This is a genomic window from Chryseobacterium sp. WX (assembly GCF_029542485.1).
GTDB lineage: Bacteria > Bacteroidota > Bacteroidia > Flavobacteriales > Weeksellaceae > Chryseobacterium > Chryseobacterium cucumeris.
Genome location: NZ_CP120710.1, coordinates 3,709,712 through 3,730,897 on the forward strand (window position 1 = coordinate 3,709,712; position 21,186 = coordinate 3,730,897).

The window sequence follows — 21,186 nt, forward strand, 5'->3', positions numbered from 1 at the left end:
GATATGGAAATGGTATCAAAAAAATCTAACTATAGGAGTTTACGCTTCCGGAGGAGGGGAAAATATAGTAAGTAAAGGAGAAAGATGAAAAGAATCATCAATCAGAACAAAAGACACACCCTGAACATCTGTTTCTGAAAACTTCAGATAATCGAATACATCTAAAGGTTTCGGAATGGTCTTTTCGTAAACAATGAATGAGGATGGGTGAGAATGAGGCTCTTCTTCATTGATTATTATATTCGTTCTCGCAATATCCCAGCCCGCAACAGCAGCAATGCTTGGCAGCGCTGTAAAATTCAGAAAAAACGTTAATACAATAATACTCCAGAATTTCATTTTACATTCTTTTTAGAAAAACTATTTAGTCTTTCTGCTCATCACCCAATCCGAACCTGTAAGATTATAGATCTTTTGGATGTCTTTTAAGATTTTCTCAAAATCAATCTCCAGATCAATGATTTTACCTGTTCTAAGGTCAAATACCCAGCCGTGAACAATAGGATACTCTTCTAAAATGTATCTTTCCTGTACACAGGCCATTTTGATTACGTTGATGCACTGCTCCTGAACATTAAGTTCTACAAGTCTGTCATAACGCTTGTTTTCGTCCTGAATAGAATCCAGTTCTGCCTGATGTAATCTGTAAACATCACGGATGGTTCTCAACCATGGATTCAATAATCCCAGATCCTGAGGAGTCATCGCTGCTTTTACACCGCCACAGTTGTAATGGCCACAGACAATAATGTGTTTCACTTTCAGATGTTCTACAGCGTATTGAATAACTGCTGTGGAACTCATATCTAAAGTATTAACAACATTGGCAATGTTTCTGTAAACAAATACCTCTCCAGGTTTGGCTCCCATCAACTCTTCTGCGGTAGCTCTGCTATCTGAACATCCTATATAAAGATAATCCGGATGCTGAGTTTTAGCAAGTTCATGGAAGAAATTTGGATCTTCAGCTACTTTGGATTCTACCCATTTTTTATTGTTTTCGAAAATAACCTTGTACGATTGTGACATAATTTTAAAATGTATAATTATTTATTTCGTTTAAATTATTTCCAAAATCAATAGACTAAATCAATAATTATGCAAAAATATACTTTTTGTTAAATAATAAATCACTTTTAACAAAGTTTAATATTAAAATATGCTTAAAATCATATCTAATATTCCGATATGCTTTATCTTACAGCTATTGGGATCTATAAGGAAATCCAAACGTTTAAAAAACCAGGATAAAATTACGAAGTATAAATTAAAATTTATGGTTTGTGAATTAAAATATTCTTAATTATTTAGGTAGCCTCCATTGTTTCTTTTGAAATACTTAATAAAAAGACTTTGTGTATGCTAAAAAATGAATAATTTAAAGCTCTTATTAATTCCTCTATCTGATGCCTGATTTTGGTCTGCAATCTTTACCATCGGTATTCTATCTGGCAGGAGTCTTTATCGCCTGTTTCTCTTCATTTCTGATTGTTGGAAAACGTAAAAAGATAACAGCTGATTATGTTCTGGCAGCCTGGTTTCTGGTGATAGGAATACATCTTATCTTATTTATTCTATTTTTTTCCGGAGGCTATATAAAGTTTCCTTATTTTCTGGGCTATGAAGTTATTTTTCCCTTTATTCATGGCCCAATGTTATATATTTATGTTCTCTGTGTTACAGGAAAAGCACCGGGAAAAAAGACCTGGCTGCTACATTTTGTTCCTGTTCTGATTGTCTTTTTCATGCTATTTAAACTATTGATGTTGTCACCATGGGAAAGACTTGCCATTTATCAAAGCGGAGGCAAACAATATCAATTAATAAGCAATGTTATCAAATACATGATGATATTATCAGGAGTATTATATATTGCATTAAGTTTTTTTGCTGTCAGAAAATATACGCAAGAGATTTCTGACCAATATTCAAATACAGAGAAGATAAATCTCAGCTGGCTCTATTATCTTATTGCTGGATTAGCTTTGATATGGGTTGCAGTGATCATTAGAAATGATATACTTATTTTTTTTATAGTTGTTCTGTTTATCGTAGCTGCTGCATATTTTGGCATCAGTCGTGTTGGAATTCTGAACTTGCCTGTAGCAGAAGGTATAGTAAATGAAAAAGAAACAAACGAAGAAACGGTAAAATATCAGAAGAATTCTCCCGGAGAAGATGTTATCATGGCTGTTTACGAAAAGCTTGTGAAGAAGATGGAGAAAGAAAAATTATATAAAGATCCCGAACTGAATCTGAATTATACTGCTGCCTTACTGGAGGTTCATCCTAATATCCTTTCTCAGGCAATTAATTCTATTGAAAATAAAAATTTTTATGATTATATCAATCGTCAGAGGATTGAAGAGTTTAAAAGGATTGCAGTACTTCCTGACAACGGAAAGTATACTATTCTTTCACTAGCTTTTGAGAGTGGCTTTAATTCTAAAACGTCATTTAACCGTAATTTTAAAAAATATATGAACTGCTCACCCAGAGAATTTCTAAAAAGCCAAAGCATAGAGATTAATATGGAATGATTTGCTGGTGAATTGGGCAAGAGGTTTATTTATAGTGATTTATAAACATGTTCCACCTTTCATTTTGGAACAATTGGACCTTTTATAATCCTCATTTTTACAGAAAAATAATCGGGTATTATGAAAAAAATATTATTTGTGATGATGGGAGTATTGGCATTACTGATCGGAGCTTATCCTCTTATTTATGCCTTCGTTGAATCTAAATATACTTTTCTGGGTTCGAAATCTCCTGAATTACTCCACAGTATAATCTGGAAAACAGCATTTTTCATCCATATTACTTTCGGAGGGCTGGCTCTTTTTGTAGGCTGGCGTCAGTTTGGTCGTTCATTTCGGACTCAATACATGAGAATCCACCGGAATATCGGAATGTTTTATGTAGTTGCCGTGACACTAAGTTCTGTTTCAGCTATTTATATGGGATTTTATGCCAATGGAGGGCTGGTTTCAGCGATGGGGTTTATCTGTTTAGGATTGATCTGGTTACTAACAACTCTTGCTGCCTTAGCAGAAATAAGGAAAGGAAATATTATCAGACATCAGCAACTGATGACTTATAGTTACGCCTGTACCTTTGCTGCAGTAACATTGAGATTATGGCTTCCCTTACTAAAAAATATTACAGGAGATCCCATGCTGTCTTATCTTGTCGTAGCATGGCTGTGCTGGATTCCAAATTTGTTAGTTGCTTATTTTATCAATAAAAAAACAGTTGCAATATAAGAAAATAGGCTTTACTCTGGCAGTGTGTTATACTCCATACTTTTCATTTCCAGGTTCAGGTATTTATTTCCTTCATTCTTATAATGTAGGGGCGTTTCAAGACCCATATATTTCATAATCAGAGGGTAGATATAAGTGGTTTGGGTCTGCTTGGTTTCATGTCCTGTAATTCTATAGTTGGCAGGTACTTTATCTCCAAACCAAACAAAAAACGGTACCTGAGTAGATTCCTTAGAGTCTACATGCAATAATTTGTCACCTTGTATCTTAAGCCCATGATCTGAAGCATAGATGACTACGGAATTGGTATTTTTCAGCGTACTGAATATATTTTTGAAAACGTAGTCCGTGTATTTGATAGAGCTGTCATAGCAATTCAGATCACCGGAGTTCCAGTTAGAAGGAAGTCTGTTGCATGGATTAGGGTGACTTCCCATAATATGAAGAACTACAAATTTATCTTCCTTCTTCTGAATAACTTTTTGAAGCTCAGGAACAATTACTTCATCATAGCCGTTTACCCACTTTTTATTTTTAGACATGGAAGCGATGGCTGTAATTCCTCTTGCGCTTGCCTGTGTACTCAGCCAGAAAGAATTGTATCCGCTTTGATTCGCCATATTGATGATATTATAGGATAGTTTATCATAACGATATCTGAATTCATCAGGATGGATACTGGACAACATCAGCGGGACACTCAGGTTGGTGATGCCGGCAGGAGAAATAGCATGGTCAAAAATCATCATATTTCCTGCCTGCTCATCCGTGTAAGGAGTTGTTTTCTTGTTATAGCCATATAATGACATGTTCTGCTTTCTCTCAGACTCTCCAATGATGAGAATTACATTTTCTATTCCTGGCTGTATTTTTTTGATATTAAAAACCGGAACATTCTTTTTTATTGCGTTGATATCTCTCTGTATATTCAAAGCGGTATTGAAATCAGATAAATGATAATATACATTCTTAATCATCCTGCCTCCTCCTTTATTACTTATATAGGTATGTTTAAGGTGATATCCGAATGGTAAAACAAGCCACAGTAATGCTATAATGATAAATTTAGCATTAACCTTAACTATATTTTTTTTAAGATAATCCACCGAGTACATTACCATTCCCAGAAAAACGAAAAACAAAATGCCCGGAAGAATAAACATATAAGACATGCTCATCGCTTCATCCGGATTAGATTCCAGAATACTGATAGCCATTCCTACATTAAATCCGGAATGATAAATAAGAAAACAGGATACCGATATCAGAAAGTTAATGCTTAATAATAAACAGAGAATGACAGCAATTACAGACGTATACTTATTCTTAAAAAGCAATGCATTAAATACCAGAAACGAACAAAACATAATTCCATACTCAAAAATATTCCGGATACTGTCCATTTTTTCAGCTCCGAAAAGATTATCAAAGATGTAAGGGAATGAGATCAAAAAACCTGTCAGGTATATTATAATGAGAAGAATGGGAACTATCTTTTTGAACATGGGTGTATATATGTTTCTGTGCAGTTAAAATAAATTTTTATATCATCTTCTTTAAAGTTTTTCTGAATACGAGCCTGCGGAATATCAGAATCATGGAGTGCATGAAAAGAATTAATATCAGATAATAATTCTTATATATTGCAGGTATTGTCAACTCAAAAAGAAACTTTTGAAGTTAAGTTGTTACAGTTTGTAGCGGTCGTTTTTCCGTATTATAGAGTTGACTGTATAGGTAGGAATGGAGAGAATTGAATTTGCATTTTTTTCATCAAAAATTATTTTTTTAATTAGTAATAAACTGGAGTTGTGTTTTTAATATTAAGCGATTTTTTTCAAAACAAGTTGTATCGAAGGATAGATGTCATCCGGATAATAAAATGGGATATTTTACATGAAATTGGATGATGGTGTATCCGTTTTATAATCAAACAATACAATTTTTTCAAATGTACACGAAATTACCGATAAATACAAGTAGAATTTTTATGATAACTATTGGAGTTCCTATACTTTACGGTTGATATAATCCATCGTAGCATTGGCGGTAGGGATAATTTTAGCAGGGTTGCCTATGACAATAGAATTGGAAGGAACATCAAAATTGACATAAGAATTGGGAACAATCAGTACATTATTTCCAATAGTGATTCCTCCTACAATAACGGCATTGGTACCAATCCATACTTCATCACCAATAACCGGATATCCTTCATTTTTTCCACGGTTTTGTTGTCCTATCGTAACGCCATGGGCGATGTTGCAGTTTTTTCCGATCACTGTTTTAGGATTGATCACAAGGCTTCCAAAATGCCCCAAATAAAAACCTTCACCAATCTGGGTCTCAGGATAAATCTGAAAACCATATTTGATCTGATAATGTCTCAGGACAATCCTCCAGAAAGTATTCAGAAGAGGGGTTTTCTGATACTTCTGTGCTTTTCTCAGAATGTAAACAAAGTGGAGATTGGGATTGATGCACTTTTTCCATATCTGAAAAGTGGAAAGCCATTTTCCGCTTTCCCGGTAAAAGTCTTTTTGAATGATTGAATAATCAGCCATCGTCAATATTTTTATACTTCGTCAATTATTTTCTGAAGATGTTCCACAGATTTTTCCAGAACAAACGGAAGCTCGGTTTCCGAAATTCGTTTTTTGTATTCTTCAGTGATATCTTTATCAATAAGAAACTTTTTCATTCCATCATAAATCCCTTCTTCGGAATTGGCAGTGATATTGCCCAGTTTTCCATCCTGCAGAAGATCCCTGATGCCAGAAATATCCGTTGCAGAAATAGGTTTATTGAGGATAAGTGCTTCAGCAATGATGGTGGGAAATCCTTCATGTCGTGAAGACATAATATAGAAATCCGCCTTTTTCATATAAGGGTAAGGATTACTGCTGAAACCAAGCATTTTTGCAGTATTCTGAAGACCAAGTTTATTGAGCTGATCCTGAATATTATTAAAATCATACCCGTCACCAATGATCAAAAGCTGATGTTTCAACCCTTCATCAATAAGTTTTTTATGCACATTAAGTAATCTGTCGTATCCTTTCTGAGGGTATACGGTTCCTACGGTTACAAAAGTGGGAAGATCATTGTTGAAAGGATAGTCATTTACTTCACTGTCTGCCTTTCTTAATGTATCATCTTTGTCAATCGGATTGAAAATTTTAATCACAGATGCTTTTTCAGCTTCGTTTTTAGCCAAATCATGCATTCCTTCCTGAAGTTTATTGGAGATGACCAGAATTCTATCAAACCTGAAAAACTGTCTGATCACTTCCGGAGTGTATTCTTTTAAATTGAAAATATCATTCTGTACCCAGATAATCTTTTTCGAATCTTTTTGAGGGCTGGAGAGAATTTCCTGATGCATCGCATGGATGGCAGCAATCTCTACATCATATTTTTTATTCTTTAAAATAAATTTATAGAGAAGGGAAGGGAACCAAAGAAACATTTTCTGATAAAGAACCCTGTAGGCTTTCACAGGAATGTCCTGCAGCCTGTTGGTGGTAATCATTTCTCCTTTCGTCAAATAGTACAGTGTTACCCATGACGGAACTTCTTTAATGTATAATCCTGAATAGAGATTTACCAGAAGATCAACTTCATACTTATCGGCAGGCAGATTCTTCAAAAAGTTGATTAATACTTTCTCAGCACCACCATGACGCAATGAACCTATACGAATGAGGAGTTTTTTCTTTTTCAATTTGTTTTTTTCTATTTTATGATTTTACAAGATAAATTTATTTAATTTTTCTTGCTTTTTTATACTTGTGAGGAAGATTTTCTTTGATATAGGCATCCAGTTTTTTTCTGTCTTTCTCCAGTTCACGGGGATATTCCGGGTTATTTTTAAGAACAATATCACCATAATCTTCAATCGTGCATAAGAATTGGGCCGGGTTTCCAATAAAAACTGTGTTATCCGGCATCGATTGTGACAACACAGAGTTCGCCCCTAAAATACAGTTGTTTCCAATCTGGACATCCTGCATAATCACACAATTAAGCCCGATGGTGCAGTTGTTTCCTATTTTTATTCTTCCCAGTATTCTTGCATCTTCATACCCAGGAAGTTTTCTGAGCAGAGTAGTTGTTCCACCGTGGTTGACAAACCGTACATCTCCAGCGATGTTCACATTATCGCCAATTTCGATAAGGTACGGTTCAGTTCCGAAATACACTTTATCGGGCATATTAAAGTTTTTTCCTACTTTCATCCCTCTATATTTAGCCACTTCAAGACTGCCTCTGTTCAAAAAAGTATGATAGAGGGAGTCTATTTTTAATAGGATTCTGAATATAAAAATCATCACAAGTGTAAATTTGTTTTCGTTACTTTTGCAAAGAAAGAGAATTTATTAATATGATGAAAATTTCAAAAATAGAATATTATCTGCCTCAGCAGGTACTAACTAATGAGGACCTTGAAAAGCAGTTCCCTGAATGGAGCTCCGAACGTATCCAGGAGAAAGTAGGTATTTCCCAACGCCACATTTCTTCTGACAGCGAAACCGTACTGGATATGGCTGTGCAATCTTCAGAAAAAATTTTCGAGAACTATGACAGGAACAAAGTAGATTTTATTTTATTCTGTACCCAGAGTCCGGAGTATTTCCTTCCTACAACGGCCTGTATTTTGCAGGACAGATTGGGGCTTAGGAAAAATATCGGAGCTATAGATTTTAACCTTGGCTGTTCAGGATTCGTATATGGGTTAGCTTTTGCAAAAGGATTGATTGCCGGTGGAATTGCAAAGAGTATTCTTTTGGTTACTTCAGAAACGTATACCAAGCATATTCATCCTGATGATAAAGGAAACCGAAGTATATTTGGTGATGCCTCCGCCTCTGCTATTATTGAAAAATCTGAAGGTAACGATTATCAGTTCTGCCTGGGAACAGACGGAAGCGGTGCAGAAAATCTTATGGTGAAAAAAGGAGCTTTTAAAAAAGACTTCGAACTGAATCCGGAACACGAATTCGGCCCCGAAAATATTTATATGAATGGCCCTGAAATTTTTAATTTTACGATTGAAAATATTCCGGGACTGGTAAAAGAAACATTGGAAGTTAACAGTATGACCATGGATGATATCGATCATTTTGTTTTTCACCAGGCCAATTCCTTTATGCTGAATTATTTAAGAAAGAAAACAAAAATACCCGCAGAAAAGTTTTATATTGACATGGAAAAAACCGGGAATACTGTTTCTGCAACAATTCCTATTGCTCTTAAAAATATGATGGATAAAGGAATGCTGAAACAAGGAGATAAGGTTTTAATGGCAGGATTTGGAGTTGGATATTCATGGGGAGCCACCATAATGGAAATTTAAAGAAAACAAACATTTAAAATTATAAAATATGAAAACATCCGTTTTTTTAGAAAAACTACAGGAGGAATTAGAAGAAGATGAAACATTGACTACTGAAACGAACCTGAAATCTTTAGAAAGCTATGATTCTATCAGTTTACTTTCTGTTATTGCGTTTGTAGACGAAAATTTCAGCAAAAAAATTGATACCAAGCATTTTAAAGATATTGAAACTGTTTCAGATCTGATGAATGTTATTGGAAAAGAAAATTTTGAAGATTAATGGATGCTTTCTCATTAAAAAATAAAATTATTCTCATTACAGGCGCTTCTTCCGGAATCGGGAGAAGCTGTTCTGTAGAATGCAGCAAAAGCGGTGCTGATCTGATTCTTGTAGGAAGAAACCAGGAAGAACTGATGAAAACCGTTTCTATGCTCAATCCGGAAACAAAAGTTGAAATTATCACTGAAGATATTACTCAATCTGAAAATCTTGAAGCAATTATTGCAGATAAAGTTTCAATTTTAGGTAAAATATCAGGATTTATACACTGTGCCGGTATCGAAAAAACGTTACCATTAAAAAAACACAATGCTCAGCTATATCAGGACATATTTGCTGTCAATGTCATTGCAGGACTTGAAATTGCAAAAATTTTATCTTTAAAAAAATACAAAGACGAAAACTCCAGTTTTGTATTTATTTCTTCTGTGGCAGGGATGATAGGAGAGGCAGGGAAGGCCGCTTATTCTGCCAGCAAAGGCGCTGTAATTTCCGGAGCCCGTTCTTTGGCTATGGAGCTTTCAAGAAGTAATATTAGGGTCAACAGTATAAGTCCGGCAATGGTCAATACTCCGATTTTAGAGAAAATGTTTGAAAATATCGGAGAAGAAGCTTCATCAGAAATTATAAAAAAGCATCCGCTTGGAATAGGTGAACCTAAAGATGTAGCGAATGCCTGTATTTTTCTGTTGTCTGATGCCTCAAGATGGGTCACAGGCAGCAACCTTGTGATAGACGGAGGATATTCAGCACAGTAACTTACTTTTTGTGTAGAGTTTCTATAATATTTTCTACGCTGTCAAATATTTTCTTATTGTCAAACTGACTTTCAATTGTTTTAAGGTTCTCTCTGATGTGGAGAACAAGGTCGGGATCGGTAAGGAATGTTTTCATGGCTGAATACATTTCATCTACTTCATAACTGATGAGGTATCCTGTCTCACGGTCTTTGATCATCAATCCTACATCTCCTACTTCTGTTGCTATAATAGGTTTCTGAAGAATTAAAGCTTCAGCAATGACCAATGGCCATGCTTCAGATTCCGAAGGCAGAACAAAATAATCCGCTTTTTTGATATAAGGATAAGGATTCATTTGGTTGCCAACCAGGATAAATGTTTTTTCAACATTATTTTTAGCTACCTGTGCCTTGAGGTTATTCATTTCATCACCCTCACCAATAACAATGATGCTGTGATGAAACCCGTCATTGATGAGCTTCGTATGAGCGTCAATAAGTTTATGATATCCTTTTCTAGAATGAAGTCTTCCTATAGATGCGAAAACAGGCCCTTCAGGAAAATTTTCAAGCTTTCCTTCTGCCTTACGCTTAATTTCTTCGATAGGAATAGGATTGATGATCACACTTTCAGGAGGATAATTTAGATTAGGATAATGCTGGTGCATCATATCTTTGATCTTGTGTGAACAGTACACCATGTGGTCAAATTGCGGAAAGCTCTTTAAAATGTTTGGTACTAAAGGCTGAAATTTCGGAACATTAATTTCAGAGTGAAACCATCCTATTTTTTTTGAATTCTTATTGGTTGAGTTCAGAATGGCATCATAGTCTCTGTAATCCATCCCGATCTCAATATCAAAAGTATCATTGATAAGACGGTCTGCAATGGCCGGAGTATTTTTCAGTTTTCTCAGCTTTATTCTTCTTTTAACAAGCTGAAGTTTCTGTAAAATAGAATTGTTGGAAAAATCTTCTTTTCCGTCAGTAAGGTATATTTTTCTGATGTGCTTCGGAAGTTCATCACGCAGTTTTCCCTGGTTGAGGGTGAGGCATACCGTCATTTCAAATTTGTCAGGATTAAGATTGTTGAGAAGTCCCAGTAATACTTTTTCCACGCCTCCCATTTCCATGGAACGGTGCCTGAACAAAATTTTTATTTTTTTTTCTAACATTATCCGAAGATTGATTGTAACGTAATTTTTATTTTTTTCTTAATACGGAAAGGCAGCTGATGCTGATACTGAAGCAGACCGAATATTTCATCTGCACCGGTATAATGTTCAGGAACTTTCTTTCCATTGATAGAGCTGAGCCCTCTTCGTTTCATGGTATTAAAAATCACCTGGGCAAAATATTCGTGGGATTTCTTTTTATTGTCATTCTGTGAAATTCCGCCTTGATGCGTTCTGTAAAGATAGTTCGTTTCATTAATAAACTGAACGTTCCCCTTTTCATACATTTTAAGATATAAATCCTGATCTTCCCCTATTTTCAGATTAGGGTTCATTTTTTCTGTCTGTTCATAAACTGCTTTTCTGAAGGTTACAAAATGAGCAATCTGAATCGGGAAATTGAAAAAATAAGGATCTCCACTCGGTACCTGCATCGCAGATCTGAATGGAGCTATTGGATTCAGGTCCTGGTCACATGTCATAAACCTTGAATAGGTAAGTACTGTATTTTTTTTAGTCTGAAAAATCTCCATACATTTTTGAATGGCGGTTGGAGCAATGGCATCATCAGGATCCAGAAAACCACAGATTTCACCTTCGGCCATTTCAATCAGCTTACTTTTTGTTACACCTACACCGGAATTTTTTTCATTTTCAAAAAACCTGAATCTTTTGTCATCTGAAATCATTTCCCGGATTATTTTCTTCTCGTTTTCAGAAGAAGCATCATCTAAAATTACCGCTTCCCAGTCTGTATATGTTTGTTGAAGTATACTTTCAAAACAGTCTTTAAAAAAAATGGCATTGTTATAGTGTGCAATAAGAATAGAAAACTTCATTATTGTTCCTTGAATATTAAATCTTGATGATTAATTACAGTCGTATTTGATGGAATGTCTTTGTAAATAGTACATCCGGCTCCAATAATACAGTTATCTCCGATGGTAACTCCTTTTAAGACGGTTACATTACTTCCGAGCCAACAGTTACTACCGATCTTGATAGGAGCGGTGGTGAACTCAGATGAGAACAGCTTAAATTCCGGATGAGTCTGATAAGCATGATTGTGGTCGTAAAGCTTAACATTTTCCCCAAACAAAGTGTTGTCACCTATTGAAATGCTGTCAAGACAATTGATGGAACAAAAATTATTCATAAAAAAATGATCTCCGATTTCTAAAACGGCATTCTGCTGCACAAGAATATGTACATAATTTCTGAAACTCATGGAATTCCCGAGTGTAATATTTTTTAAATTGTCGTGCAGAACAAAATGATTACTGATCCCAAGCTTTATCCCTTTAAAAGAAACATTAGGGTGTTTTTTGAGACGAGAAATCTGGCTTTTCCGTTGAATTTTTGCTAAAATTTCATCAAGCATACCTGGATTTATTTTCACATTTGTAGTTTACAAATATAATTTGTTTTAAATAATTATAATAATAAATCTTATTTTTGTGCCTTAAAAATTAATACTTTATACCAAATAAAACAACTTTTCAGGTTGAGGTTGCTGAGTTTTGATAAAGTAAATCATTTGGTGTTCTGTGAAAATAAGTCAGATTACATTTACCCGATTTGTTGCCGCAATGGCAATTGTTATTTCTCATTTCAATAAAGATCTGTTCTTATACAAGATAGATTATATTTCCAATCTTTTTTTAAGGGCTAATGTAGGAGTAAGCTATTTTTTTATTCTTTCGGGGTTTATCATGATTATTGCTTATCACAGGAAAGATAAAATTGATTACCTGGAATTTTACAAAAACAGGTTTGCCAGGATCTATCCGCTTTATATGCTCGGACTTTTGCTCTATTTTATGACAAGATATGAGATGTTCGATTGGTATAAACTGATCTTATATGGTTTGGGTATCCAGAGCTGGATTCCGGGTGAGGCGATGATCCTGAATTTTCCGGGGTGGTCTATTTCCGTAGAGTTCTTCTTTTACCTGCTTTTTCCGTTTTTATATAATTATTTTTATGCAAGGAAAAACAAAATGATCTGGGTGTTTGCCATTGGTCTCTGGCTGATTACACAGGTGTTTTCTAATCTTTATCCGGTGTATGGAGCTTATGAAGGACCTCATACGAAAAGCCATGATTTTCTTTACTATTTCCCTTTCTGGCATCTGAATGAATTCCTGATTGGAAATCTTGCAGGAATATATTTTGTGCAAAATTACAGGCAGAAAAATTATGATTACCACGTTATCGCAGTCTTTTTTCTGATTCTTCTGTCACTGATGTTTGTCCCGCTATTCTATCATAATGGTTTGATGGCTTTACTCTTTGTACCTGCCATTCTTTTGATTTCGGCAAATAACGGGAAAGTAAGCAGGATATTTTCATTAAAGCCGCTGGAGTATCTGGGGGAAATTAGTTATGGAATATACATCACTCATATTCCCGTGCTTTACCTTGTAAGGGAATTTTTACAATGGCAGAAGTGTACGCTCAGCATTGATATGGTATTTTTGATTTACATTATCGTTATGCTGTTGAGTTCCGCGGTCTTTTACCAGTTAATAGAAAAGCCAATGCGAAACCTGTTAAGAAAGATTGATTTTTCAAAGCGTTAGTTTTCAAATAATTTTTTTTAACTAAATATTTAGTTAAATGTAGTGTCAGAACAAGTCATTTCTGAAATTGATATTGTACAGCCCTGAACGGATGCTTTTATAATCCGTAAACAAATACTTTGTGATCATCCCCCATTTTTTCAGAAGGGGAGCATTAGCAATCTGAAAGCTTCTGTAAACACGTTTGATATGAAGTTTAATATCTTCAGGAATGGTATTTTCATTTTCTGCCCACTGGTTCACTTCCTTCCATAATACAACGCGGGTTGAAGCCGGTTTTACTTCTCTGGAATCTACTTTGGTAATTCTGTTGTTCTCATGAACTCCTCTCACCGCTACAGCTTTGTCAAGAATTCCCGGATACAGATTCAGATAGTAGGAGAGTCGGAATAAAAATTCGGTGTCCTGATGAAGCTTTAAATGGGTTTTGAAAAAATACTCCATATTTTGTAGAGAACTTTTACGGATCGTCAGGGCATCAATACTGAAAAGTCCAAAAGTTCCTCTCATATTCAGTTGGCCCGGGAATACATCTTTAGGAGGATGTTCTTTATACACTGTAGTGAGGCGGTCTCCAAAAACCTTATAATACTGTTCTCTGGCTTTTTCAGAATAATAATGAACTCCTATAGCCCCATAAACTCCATCTACCTCGTGATTGAGAAAAAGCTTTTTTTCGGCATCAAAACGGTTAGGAAGATAGTAATCATCTGCATCAAGGAAAGCAATGAAATCTCCTTCTGCCTTTTCCATTCCTAAATTTCTGCTGGCACCTGCTCCATGGTTTCCTTTATCAGGATGCTGATAAAGTTTTACCCTGTCATATTTTTCAGCGAGTTCCCGGCAAACCTGCAGGGCATTGTCCGGAGACTTGTCTTCTACCAGTACCACTTCATATACCTCTTCGAACTGAAGCGCGGAATCTACAGCCTGAGCGACATATTTTTCAGCATTGTAAACGGGAATGATGACTGAAATTTTCATTTTTTTCGGATTATGCTTTTAATTTAATTTTTAAATAATGGGTAACCCTTTTCTCTACAAAATAGTACAGAAGAGAGGCTACAATAATAACTAAAACAATTTTAAGAAGAAAAAAAGCAATGTTTAGATAACCTTCAACTTTGAATCTTTTTAAAACAATTTCTACAAAAGGATGTGATAGGTATAATGAATAGGAAATATCTCCCAGAAATATTAAAAATTTGTTTCCTTCAAAATGGAAAATATAATCAAAAGTCAGGAAAGAAAAAACAAACGTGGAGATAATTGCCAGTTTTACCCAATCATTGCCAATAGGAATGATGCTGAGTAAAACGAGTATAAATGAGGTTATTCCTAATACAGAAACTATTGCTGCCCATTTCTTTGGAACTGTATATTGGTTCAGTAAGAGAGCAAAGAGAATTCCTACAACAAAATAAAGATTGAGAGAATGGGTTACCATTTTCAGATATGGACTGTCAAAATGTACACAATATCCCAACATAGTTGTCAGAATGAAAAATCCTACGATGAAATAATACCTTTTTTCTTTAAAAAATAATGATAGCCCGAATATGAGATAAAAAAACATCTCAAAATTTAAAGACCAACCCAGGAAAAGCACGGGAAATTCCTTCTTTGTGGGAAGGAATAACAATGAATGGATAAGCTCATAAAGTCCTGCGCCATGAAAATAGAGGAAAAAACTGCCTCCGGGTATCATTATAGCAAAGGTCAAAAGATAATATAAGGGGACAATTCTGATCACCCTTCTTTTGTAAAATAAAGTGATCTGCTGAAAAGAATCTCTACTGAAATTTATTCTTTGCGTTGTGAAAGCCATGATAAATCCACTGATAATAAAAAACACGGGAACACCGATACTTCCTTTATTAAAAAGAATATCACCAAGATTCAGCCCGGGTAAGTTTATCGTTTCACGGAAATGAAAGCAGCATACCAATAATGCTGAAATTCCTCTTAAAATCTGGATATTATTAAGCTTCATAACAGATGAAAACCTATCTTTTAAGAATTTTTTTAAAGGTATTTATAGTTTTTAAATAGGCCTATTTGATATAAAAATTTTAATAACCTTGATTTTTTCAATTTGTCTATTTTGTCTAAAGAGTTCTTTGCGCTGAAATATAAATTAATTTTATCGATTAATTCTTCCGTCTGGAATTCAGAAAAATGAAAATTTTCTACAAGTGTTTTTCTTCTTTCTTCTTTTCTTAAAGACTGTGATTTGGGATCGGAGCTGATACCATCCTTATAAAAGCGGGATATAGATTGTTCAATAGGTCTATAAGTACAATTGTATTTGAAAATAGAAATTAAAAACCATTTCCAATCTGAACAAATTCTCAAATTTTCATCATAGAGACCTACTTTTTCAAAAGCACTTCTTTTTATAAATGTACTGGGATGCCAAATTGTTTCTTCAATTAAATCTAAAAATGAAATATTTTCTTTAGTAGGCCTAAGAACATCTTGATTTTCATCATCTACAATTAAATTACCGGAGATAATATCATCTGTGTGCAGTAATGGAGTTACTTTTTCTATAACTGATTCATTTAGCAGTTCGTCTCCACTGTTCAGAAAAAGAAGATATTCTCCAGTCGCTTTTGCAATTCCTTTGTTCATCGCATGATAAATCCCTTTATCAGGTTCACTTACCCAATAGTTTATTTTGGATTGATTACTTTCTATAAGTTCTTTGCTTCCGTCAGAACTTCCACCATCAATTACTATATATTGAAAATCTTTACCGGTTTGCCGAAATACACTATCCAAAGTTTTTTGTAAACCATTTCGGTTGTTGAAGTTTATCGTTATGATTGTAATGGATTTATTGAGCATATTTTTGAATGTTTTTTGTAAAATCTGTTTGTTATTGTGAAATAAAGGATTCTATATTGAATATGATTTTTTTAAATTATATTGTTTTTAAATCACATTCAATCATTTCTTTGCAAAGAGATTTTACGGTGTATTGTGGTTGCCAGCCGAGAATAGTTTTTGCTTTTGTAGGGTCACCAATCAGCAGGTCGACTTCTGTTGGACGATAATAATTAGGATCAACTTTTACAACTGTTTTACCTAATGGGAGTTGATAATTCGGGTTATTACAGCGTAATACCTTGGCAATTTCATTTTCCTGACTTCCTTCAAAAACCAGTTCTATTCCTACTTCTTCAAAAGCCATAATGAGAAAATCTCTTACCATGGTAGTTTCTCCTGTTGCTAAAACGAAATCGTCAGGTTTCTCCTGCTGCAACATTCTCCACATTCCTTCCACATAATCTTTAGCATGTCCCCAATCTCTTTGAGCATTTAAATTCCCCAGATATAAGCAATCCTGTTTGTTTTTTGCTATGTTAGCTACTGCCATAGTTATTTTTCTGGTAACAAAAGTTTCCCCTCTTCTGGGAGATTCATGATTAAATAAAATACCATTGCAGGCATACATTCCATAGGCCTCCCTGTAATTTTTTGTTATCCAAAAACCATAAATTTTTGCTGCACCATAGGGAGAACGTGGATAGAAAGGAGAGTTTTCATCATAAAAACCCTTTTCATTTTTATTGAATGGCATCCCGCCGTATAATTCCGAGGTAGAAGCCTGATAAATTTTCGTCTTATGGGTTAATCCTAAAATCCTGATTGCTTCTAATAAACGCAGTGTACCTAACCCATCTACGTTTGCAACATATTCGGGCATATCAAAACTTACTTTCACATGGCTCATGGCACCAAGATTATAGATTTCGTCCGGTTGTACCTCTTGTATGATTCTGATGATATTGGTAGAGTCTGTAAGATCTCCGTAATGTAATTTGAAATGCACGTTATTTTCATGCTGATCCAAATACAGATGATCAATTCTTTGAGTGTTAAAAGAGGAAGCTCTTCGTTTTACGCCATGAACTTCATAGCCTTTTTCTAATAGGAGTTCTGCCAGATAAGAACCATCTTGTCCTGTGATTCCTGTAATAAGTGCTTTTTTCATCATTTGTTTAAAAATTTTTCTTGATAAACTTGTTTTATTCCATCTTCCAGAGATATATCAGGAGACCAACCCATAGAATTAATTTTAGAGGAATCCATTAGCTTTCTGGGAGTACCATTGGGTTTCTCTGTATCCCAAACTATATTTCCTTCATATTGGGCAATATCTTTAATCTGCTTGGCCAGTTCTGATATAGAGATTTCCCTGGATGAACCTATATTCAGGTGACCGCTTTCATTGTAATTATTCATCAAAAATACACATGCTTTTGCAAGGTCATCTACATGTAAAAATTCTCTAAAAGGGCTTCCATCTCCCCACAAAACCACTTCCTTTACATTGTTTTGTTTGGCTTCAAAAAACTTTCTGAGCATAGCCGGCAAAACATGAGAATTATTTAGGTCATAGTTATCATTAGGCCCATAAAGATTAGTTGGCATTGCGGAAATGAAGTTACAATTATATTGATCCCTGTATGCATCACACATTTTTATTCCTGCAATTTTTGCTATGGCATAAGGTTCATTGGTTTGTTCTAAAAATCCACTTAATAGGTATTCCTCTTTTAAAGGTTGAGGTGCAAGCTTGGGGTATATACAACTGGAGCCTAAAAAAAGTAATTTCGTTACTCCATGTAAATAACTCTGATGAATTACATTAGACTCAATCATAAGGTTATCGTAAAGAAAATCAGCTCGGTACGTGTTGTTGGCGTGGATTCCTCCTACTTTGGCTGCAGCAAGAAAGACATATTCTGGCTTTTCGGTCTCAAAAAATGTTTGTACACTTTTTTGATCTGTAAGGTCTAATTCACTGGAAGTTTTGGTAATAATATTATTAAAACCGTTCGAAGTTAAGTTTCTTAAAATGGCACTTCCTACCATACCTCGGTGTCCGGCAATATATATTTTAGAGTTTGGGTTCATAATTGTAGTTGTAACGAATTTTATAATAAATTATTTTTAATAAATTATTGAAGCTTGATTTCAAAATTTCAGGAAAAGATTTATTTTTTTTAGGTAAACTATTTTTTAAAATTACATATTTACAATCTATTTTTGAGATTCTTTCAATATCGTTTTCAATGATTTTTTGATGATAATTTTGATATAGCTTTTTCAAGGAATCTGAATTTTCCAAAGAATATCTGTCATAGTATTTTGCTAAGGTTTCGGGATTTTTATATTTAAAATTTGAAAAATGATAAAATACCAGAGGAGAATTATCCGGCATGCGGTATTTATTGTCTTCTGTAGCTACCAATCCTATTCTTTCATGCAGATTCCATGGAGCGGCATTATACCCCATTTTACTGAGAATTTTTACATTTTTGAAGAAAACAGGGGAAAAATTCATCCAGATCTGATCTACAAATAACCCTTTTTCCGGTTGATTATAGCAAAGAGATAACAATCTTTCTTCCCACCAATCAAGAAGTTTTTTGGCATTTTCAGAATTGCCTCTTAATCCTATAAATCCCAGATTATATATACCAAAATTAAGAAAAGTGTTTTCTACAGGTTTATAGCCATCTAAAGGAATAGAACTCAGAATATGAGGGGTGAGCAAGATATCTGCGTTATCTTCAAATTCTGCATTCAGGATTGATAACTGATCAAATATTTCAATATCCGGATCGAAGTAATATATAAATTCCGTATTGGGATTTTTTGCTAATAAGTACTTGAAAAATGATGCTTTTACAGAGGTGTTAAATTCTATAATGTCATATTTCATCCATAATTCATCAAAATTCTTTATTCCAATATCTTTCATTTCTACAATTTCACATTGGAAAGAATCATAATCTATTTCGCTAGATTTTTCATCGCATAATCCTATTACAAATTTGAAGTTTTCACCATATTTATTAATAGAATTTTTTAAAACTTTAGCTTGTGCTAAATAGTTATTGGAGCAGATTGTGAAAGCTATATTCATAGGATTTTGGAAGTAAAAGTTGTTGAAATGTCTTTGTATATTGTAAAAAATAATTTACTTTCTGGAGTTTGATATTTTTCTATTTTTAATCTTTATTATTTTGTAAGACTTCTGAAATGAATTTATTTCCTAAGCTTCGATATTAAACGAAATAATTTTTTAGATAAATCTAATAGCCCCAGATCTTCAGTCATTTTTTTTAAAGCCAAAAGGAGTTTAAAAGTTTTTGATTCTTTTAAATTTCTTATTTCAATGGTTAATTCATTCACTTTGTTATAGTTAATGTCTAAGTGTTTTAAAAGTAATTTATTGAAGTCAGAGTTGGAAATCACTTTTTCAGCTTCATTATAGAAAAGCATCTGATATAAAATCATATGTTTCCTGTCCCGTGACATACTCGTTGCATGCTTCCTATACAAAGCCAGAGGAGCATTTAAAAAAATGAAATCGATGTTTTTTTGTGCAATTTGAATCCACAAAAGCCAATCTTCTTTCGCTTTTAGATTTTCATTAAAACGAATAGTTTCAAAAATAGACTTTGGAAACAAACCACAATGAATGGGAATTGTAAATGTGAAGTCCCATTGATACAGGATAGATTCAAAATTCAGTAAATCCTGAGATAGCTTGCAAAAGGGAGGCAATAACTCTTGCTTATTAGAATCGTCAAATAAACAAAAATTTGACACTATTATTGCTTCTTTGTCTTGTATCAGATTGAATGAATCTGAAAACTTGGTCTGAGCTAAGATATCATCTGCATCTAAAAACTGAATATAATCTCCGGTTGTGACTTCCAGAGCAGCATTTCTTGCAGAAGATAAACCTCCGTTTTCTTTGTGAAGATATTTAAAACGGCTATCTTTTTTTACCCATTTATCGGCTGTCTCTGCTGTATTATCAGGAGATCCGTCATCAACAATGATACATTCCCAATTTTCATAGGTCTGATCCTGAATAGACTGTAGGGATTCATCCAGAAAACGTGCTTGATTATAACAGGGGACAATGACAGATATTTTGGGATTCATTTTCATTTTTAATCAATTATTTTTTACAATGTGTTTTTTTAGATATATAGTGGTCACTATCTTTTTTGATAATGATTTCTGACACTTGGTACAAGGTACAAAATTATTTTTTCAGGAATAATCATGTTATAAGTAGGTTGAGTATAGCTTTTTCAAGTATTCCGTTGGAGATATTCCTGTAAAAAAGCTTTCAGTAAGTTCATCGAATTCAATAGTATAAAACGAACCTTCATCACTATCATCATACACAGCCTCTTTACCGAGATGACTCTCGAGCTGGCACAGTATTTCTGACAATGAATACTGATAAGGATAAGCAAGATTGATGATCGTATTGTTAAGGTCCATCATATTACTTCCTACAAAAGAGCCAATATCATCTATTCCGATCAGGATTCTTCCTGCATTTCGATGAAGAGTAAATCTTTTTTCCGAGATAACAGCATTACTTAGGAAATTGATCAGTGTATTGGGATTACCGCCAAATCCCACTGCATTTCCTACCCGGAAGATAATATAGCTGACACAGTTTTCTGCAATGATCTTTTCTGCATTAAGTTTATGCTTTACATACGGACTTTCCGCTTTGGAGGGATCATAAACACTGCAGGTAGAAAAATAAATAAGTTTTTTATGTGGATGTTCCTCAATACAGGAATGGAGAAGGCGTATTTCTCTTTCGAATGCTGAGGAATCCTTTTCAAGAGAATTGGAAACTCCCGATGCGAAAAAGATAACCTCATCTTTGTCATAAAATCTTACGGCATTTGCCAGCATTCCGTTACCAATAATCATATGCTTCTTGTATACTTAAGATGTTAGTTGTATCTCTTT

At 34.2% G+C, this 21,186-nt stretch carries 23 protein-coding genes; 6 read left to right on the forward strand and 17 right to left on the reverse strand.

Features of this window, described 5'->3' with window-relative positions; translation table 11 throughout:
- Window positions 1–39: 39 nt before the first annotated feature.
- Both PZ898_RS16715 and PZ898_RS16720 read right to left on the reverse strand, forming a co-directional pair.
- Window positions 40–339, reverse strand: coding sequence for a hypothetical protein (locus PZ898_RS16715; protein ID WP_062673384.1), 300 nt, complete (start codon window positions 337–339; stop codon window positions 40–42).
- Window positions 340–360: 21 nt separating this feature from the next.
- Window positions 361–1,029, reverse strand: a complete 669-nt coding sequence (locus tag PZ898_RS16720; protein WP_114819851.1) for a carbonic anhydrase — start codon at window positions 1,027–1,029, stop codon at window positions 361–363.
- Between the two features lie 377 nt (window positions 1,030–1,406).
- Between PZ898_RS16720 and PZ898_RS16725 the strand changes: the two genes are divergently transcribed.
- Together PZ898_RS16725 and PZ898_RS16730 are read left to right on the forward strand one after the other, a co-directional pair.
- Entirely contained in the window at window positions 1,407–2,540 is a 1,134-nt protein-coding gene (locus PZ898_RS16725; RefSeq protein ID WP_277693799.1) for a helix-turn-helix domain-containing protein, read from the forward strand.
- A gap of 120 nt (window positions 2,541–2,660) precedes the next feature.
- The gene (locus tag PZ898_RS16730) at window positions 2,661–3,266 is read left to right on the forward strand and encodes a DUF2306 domain-containing protein (RefSeq protein WP_277693800.1); all 606 of its coding nucleotides are present in this window, start codon (window positions 2,661–2,663) and stop codon (window positions 3,264–3,266) included.
- Window positions 3,267–3,277: 11 nt separating this feature from the next.
- On the opposite strand, the gene PZ898_RS16735 is transcribed toward PZ898_RS16730, so the two are convergent.
- The 4 genes from PZ898_RS16735 to PZ898_RS16750 all read right to left on the reverse strand — a co-directional run bounded on the left by PZ898_RS16735 (window position 3,278) and on the right by PZ898_RS16750 (window position 7,597).
- Window positions 3,278–4,771 (reverse strand): phosphoethanolamine transferase, encoded by a 1,494-nt coding sequence (locus PZ898_RS16735; protein WP_277693801.1) that lies wholly within the window; start codon window positions 4,769–4,771, stop codon window positions 3,278–3,280.
- 504 nt (window positions 4,772–5,275) lie between these two features.
- Window positions 5,276–5,830, reverse strand: coding sequence for a serine acetyltransferase (locus PZ898_RS16740; protein WP_123278571.1), 555 nt, complete (start codon window positions 5,828–5,830; stop codon window positions 5,276–5,278).
- 11 nt (window positions 5,831–5,841) lie between these two features.
- A complete protein-coding gene (locus PZ898_RS16745; RefSeq protein ID WP_062673397.1) occupies window positions 5,842–6,990 on the reverse strand; it encodes a glycosyltransferase in 1,149 nt (382 codons plus the stop codon).
- A 37-nt stretch (window positions 6,991–7,027) separates the two neighbouring features.
- On the reverse strand, window positions 7,028–7,597 hold the full coding sequence (locus tag PZ898_RS16750) for an acyltransferase (RefSeq protein ID WP_062673399.1): 570 nt from the start codon (window positions 7,595–7,597) through the stop codon (window positions 7,028–7,030).
- Between the two features lie 53 nt (window positions 7,598–7,650).
- Between PZ898_RS16750 and PZ898_RS16755 the strand changes: the two genes are divergently transcribed.
- From PZ898_RS16755 to PZ898_RS16765, 3 genes are read left to right on the forward strand one after another with little or no spacing between them, the layout of a single operon-like run.
- Window positions 7,651–8,622: a ketoacyl-ACP synthase III gene (locus PZ898_RS16755; RefSeq protein WP_277693802.1), complete on the forward strand. Its 972-nt coding sequence runs from the start codon at window positions 7,651–7,653 to the stop codon at window positions 8,620–8,622.
- Between the two features lie 28 nt (window positions 8,623–8,650).
- Window positions 8,651–8,884: a phosphopantetheine-binding protein gene (locus PZ898_RS16760; protein ID WP_047380387.1), complete on the forward strand. Its 234-nt coding sequence runs from the start codon at window positions 8,651–8,653 to the stop codon at window positions 8,882–8,884.
- Window positions 8,884–9,642, forward strand: a complete 759-nt coding sequence (locus PZ898_RS16765) for an SDR family oxidoreductase (protein WP_123278569.1) — start codon at window positions 8,884–8,886, stop codon at window positions 9,640–9,642. Before PZ898_RS16760 ends, PZ898_RS16765 begins: the two co-directional genes overlap by 1 nt.
- Before the next feature lies 1 nt (window position 9,643).
- Here the strand turns inward: PZ898_RS16765 and PZ898_RS16770 are convergent, their stop codons facing one another.
- From PZ898_RS16770 to PZ898_RS16780, 3 genes are read right to left on the reverse strand one after another with little or no spacing between them, the layout of a single operon-like run.
- Window positions 9,644–10,798: a glycosyltransferase gene (locus PZ898_RS16770; RefSeq protein ID WP_062673403.1), complete on the reverse strand. Its 1,155-nt coding sequence runs from the start codon at window positions 10,796–10,798 to the stop codon at window positions 9,644–9,646.
- Window positions 10,798–11,637 (reverse strand): glycosyltransferase, encoded by an 840-nt coding sequence (locus PZ898_RS16775; protein WP_277693803.1) that lies wholly within the window; start codon window positions 11,635–11,637, stop codon window positions 10,798–10,800. The genes PZ898_RS16770 and PZ898_RS16775 overlap by 1 nt, the downstream gene beginning before the upstream one ends.
- The gene (locus PZ898_RS16780) at window positions 11,637–12,197 is read right to left on the reverse strand and encodes an acyltransferase (RefSeq protein ID WP_277693804.1); all 561 of its coding nucleotides are present in this window, start codon (window positions 12,195–12,197) and stop codon (window positions 11,637–11,639) included. Before PZ898_RS16780 ends, PZ898_RS16775 begins: the two co-directional genes overlap by 1 nt.
- A gap of 148 nt (window positions 12,198–12,345) precedes the next feature.
- Between PZ898_RS16780 and PZ898_RS16785 the strand changes: the two genes are divergently transcribed.
- Window positions 12,346–13,380 (forward strand): acyltransferase, encoded by a 1,035-nt coding sequence (locus PZ898_RS16785; RefSeq protein ID WP_277693805.1) that lies wholly within the window; start codon window positions 12,346–12,348, stop codon window positions 13,378–13,380.
- A 45-nt stretch (window positions 13,381–13,425) separates the two neighbouring features.
- Here PZ898_RS16785 and PZ898_RS16790 read toward each other — a convergent pair whose 3' ends face one another.
- From PZ898_RS16790 to PZ898_RS16825, 8 genes are all read right to left on the reverse strand, one after another.
- Window positions 13,426–14,364: a glycosyltransferase family 2 protein gene (locus PZ898_RS16790; RefSeq protein ID WP_062673411.1), complete on the reverse strand. Its 939-nt coding sequence runs from the start codon at window positions 14,362–14,364 to the stop codon at window positions 13,426–13,428.
- Between the two features lie 10 nt (window positions 14,365–14,374).
- The gene (locus PZ898_RS16795; RefSeq protein ID WP_277693806.1) at window positions 14,375–15,373 is read right to left on the reverse strand and encodes an acyltransferase; all 999 of its coding nucleotides are present in this window, start codon (window positions 15,371–15,373) and stop codon (window positions 14,375–14,377) included.
- A 32-nt stretch (window positions 15,374–15,405) separates the two neighbouring features.
- Window positions 15,406–16,164: a glycosyltransferase family 2 protein gene (locus PZ898_RS16800; protein WP_277693807.1), complete on the reverse strand. Its 759-nt coding sequence runs from the start codon at window positions 16,162–16,164 to the stop codon at window positions 15,406–15,408.
- Window positions 16,165–16,306: 142 nt separating this feature from the next.
- On the reverse strand, window positions 16,307–17,380 hold the full coding sequence (gmd, locus tag PZ898_RS16805; RefSeq protein WP_277695609.1) for a GDP-mannose 4,6-dehydratase: 1,074 nt from the start codon (window positions 17,378–17,380) through the stop codon (window positions 16,307–16,309).
- Window positions 17,380–18,306, reverse strand: coding sequence for a GDP-L-fucose synthase (locus tag PZ898_RS16810; RefSeq protein ID WP_062673417.1), 927 nt, complete (start codon window positions 18,304–18,306; stop codon window positions 17,380–17,382). Before PZ898_RS16810 ends, gmd begins: the two co-directional genes overlap by 1 nt.
- Entirely contained in the window at window positions 18,290–19,321 is a 1,032-nt protein-coding gene (locus PZ898_RS16815; RefSeq protein ID WP_123278564.1) for a hypothetical protein, read from the reverse strand. Before PZ898_RS16815 ends, PZ898_RS16810 begins: the two co-directional genes overlap by 17 nt.
- 122 nt (window positions 19,322–19,443) lie before the next feature.
- Complete coding sequence (locus PZ898_RS16820; RefSeq protein WP_228432333.1) at window positions 19,444–20,352, reverse strand: glycosyltransferase family 2 protein; 909 nt, start codon at window positions 20,350–20,352, stop codon at window positions 19,444–19,446.
- Window positions 20,353–20,478: 126 nt separating this feature from the next.
- A complete protein-coding gene (locus tag PZ898_RS16825; RefSeq protein ID WP_277693808.1) occupies window positions 20,479–21,147 on the reverse strand; it encodes an NAD-dependent epimerase/dehydratase family protein in 669 nt (222 codons plus the stop codon).
- Between the last annotated feature and the right edge of the window lie 39 nt (window positions 21,148–21,186).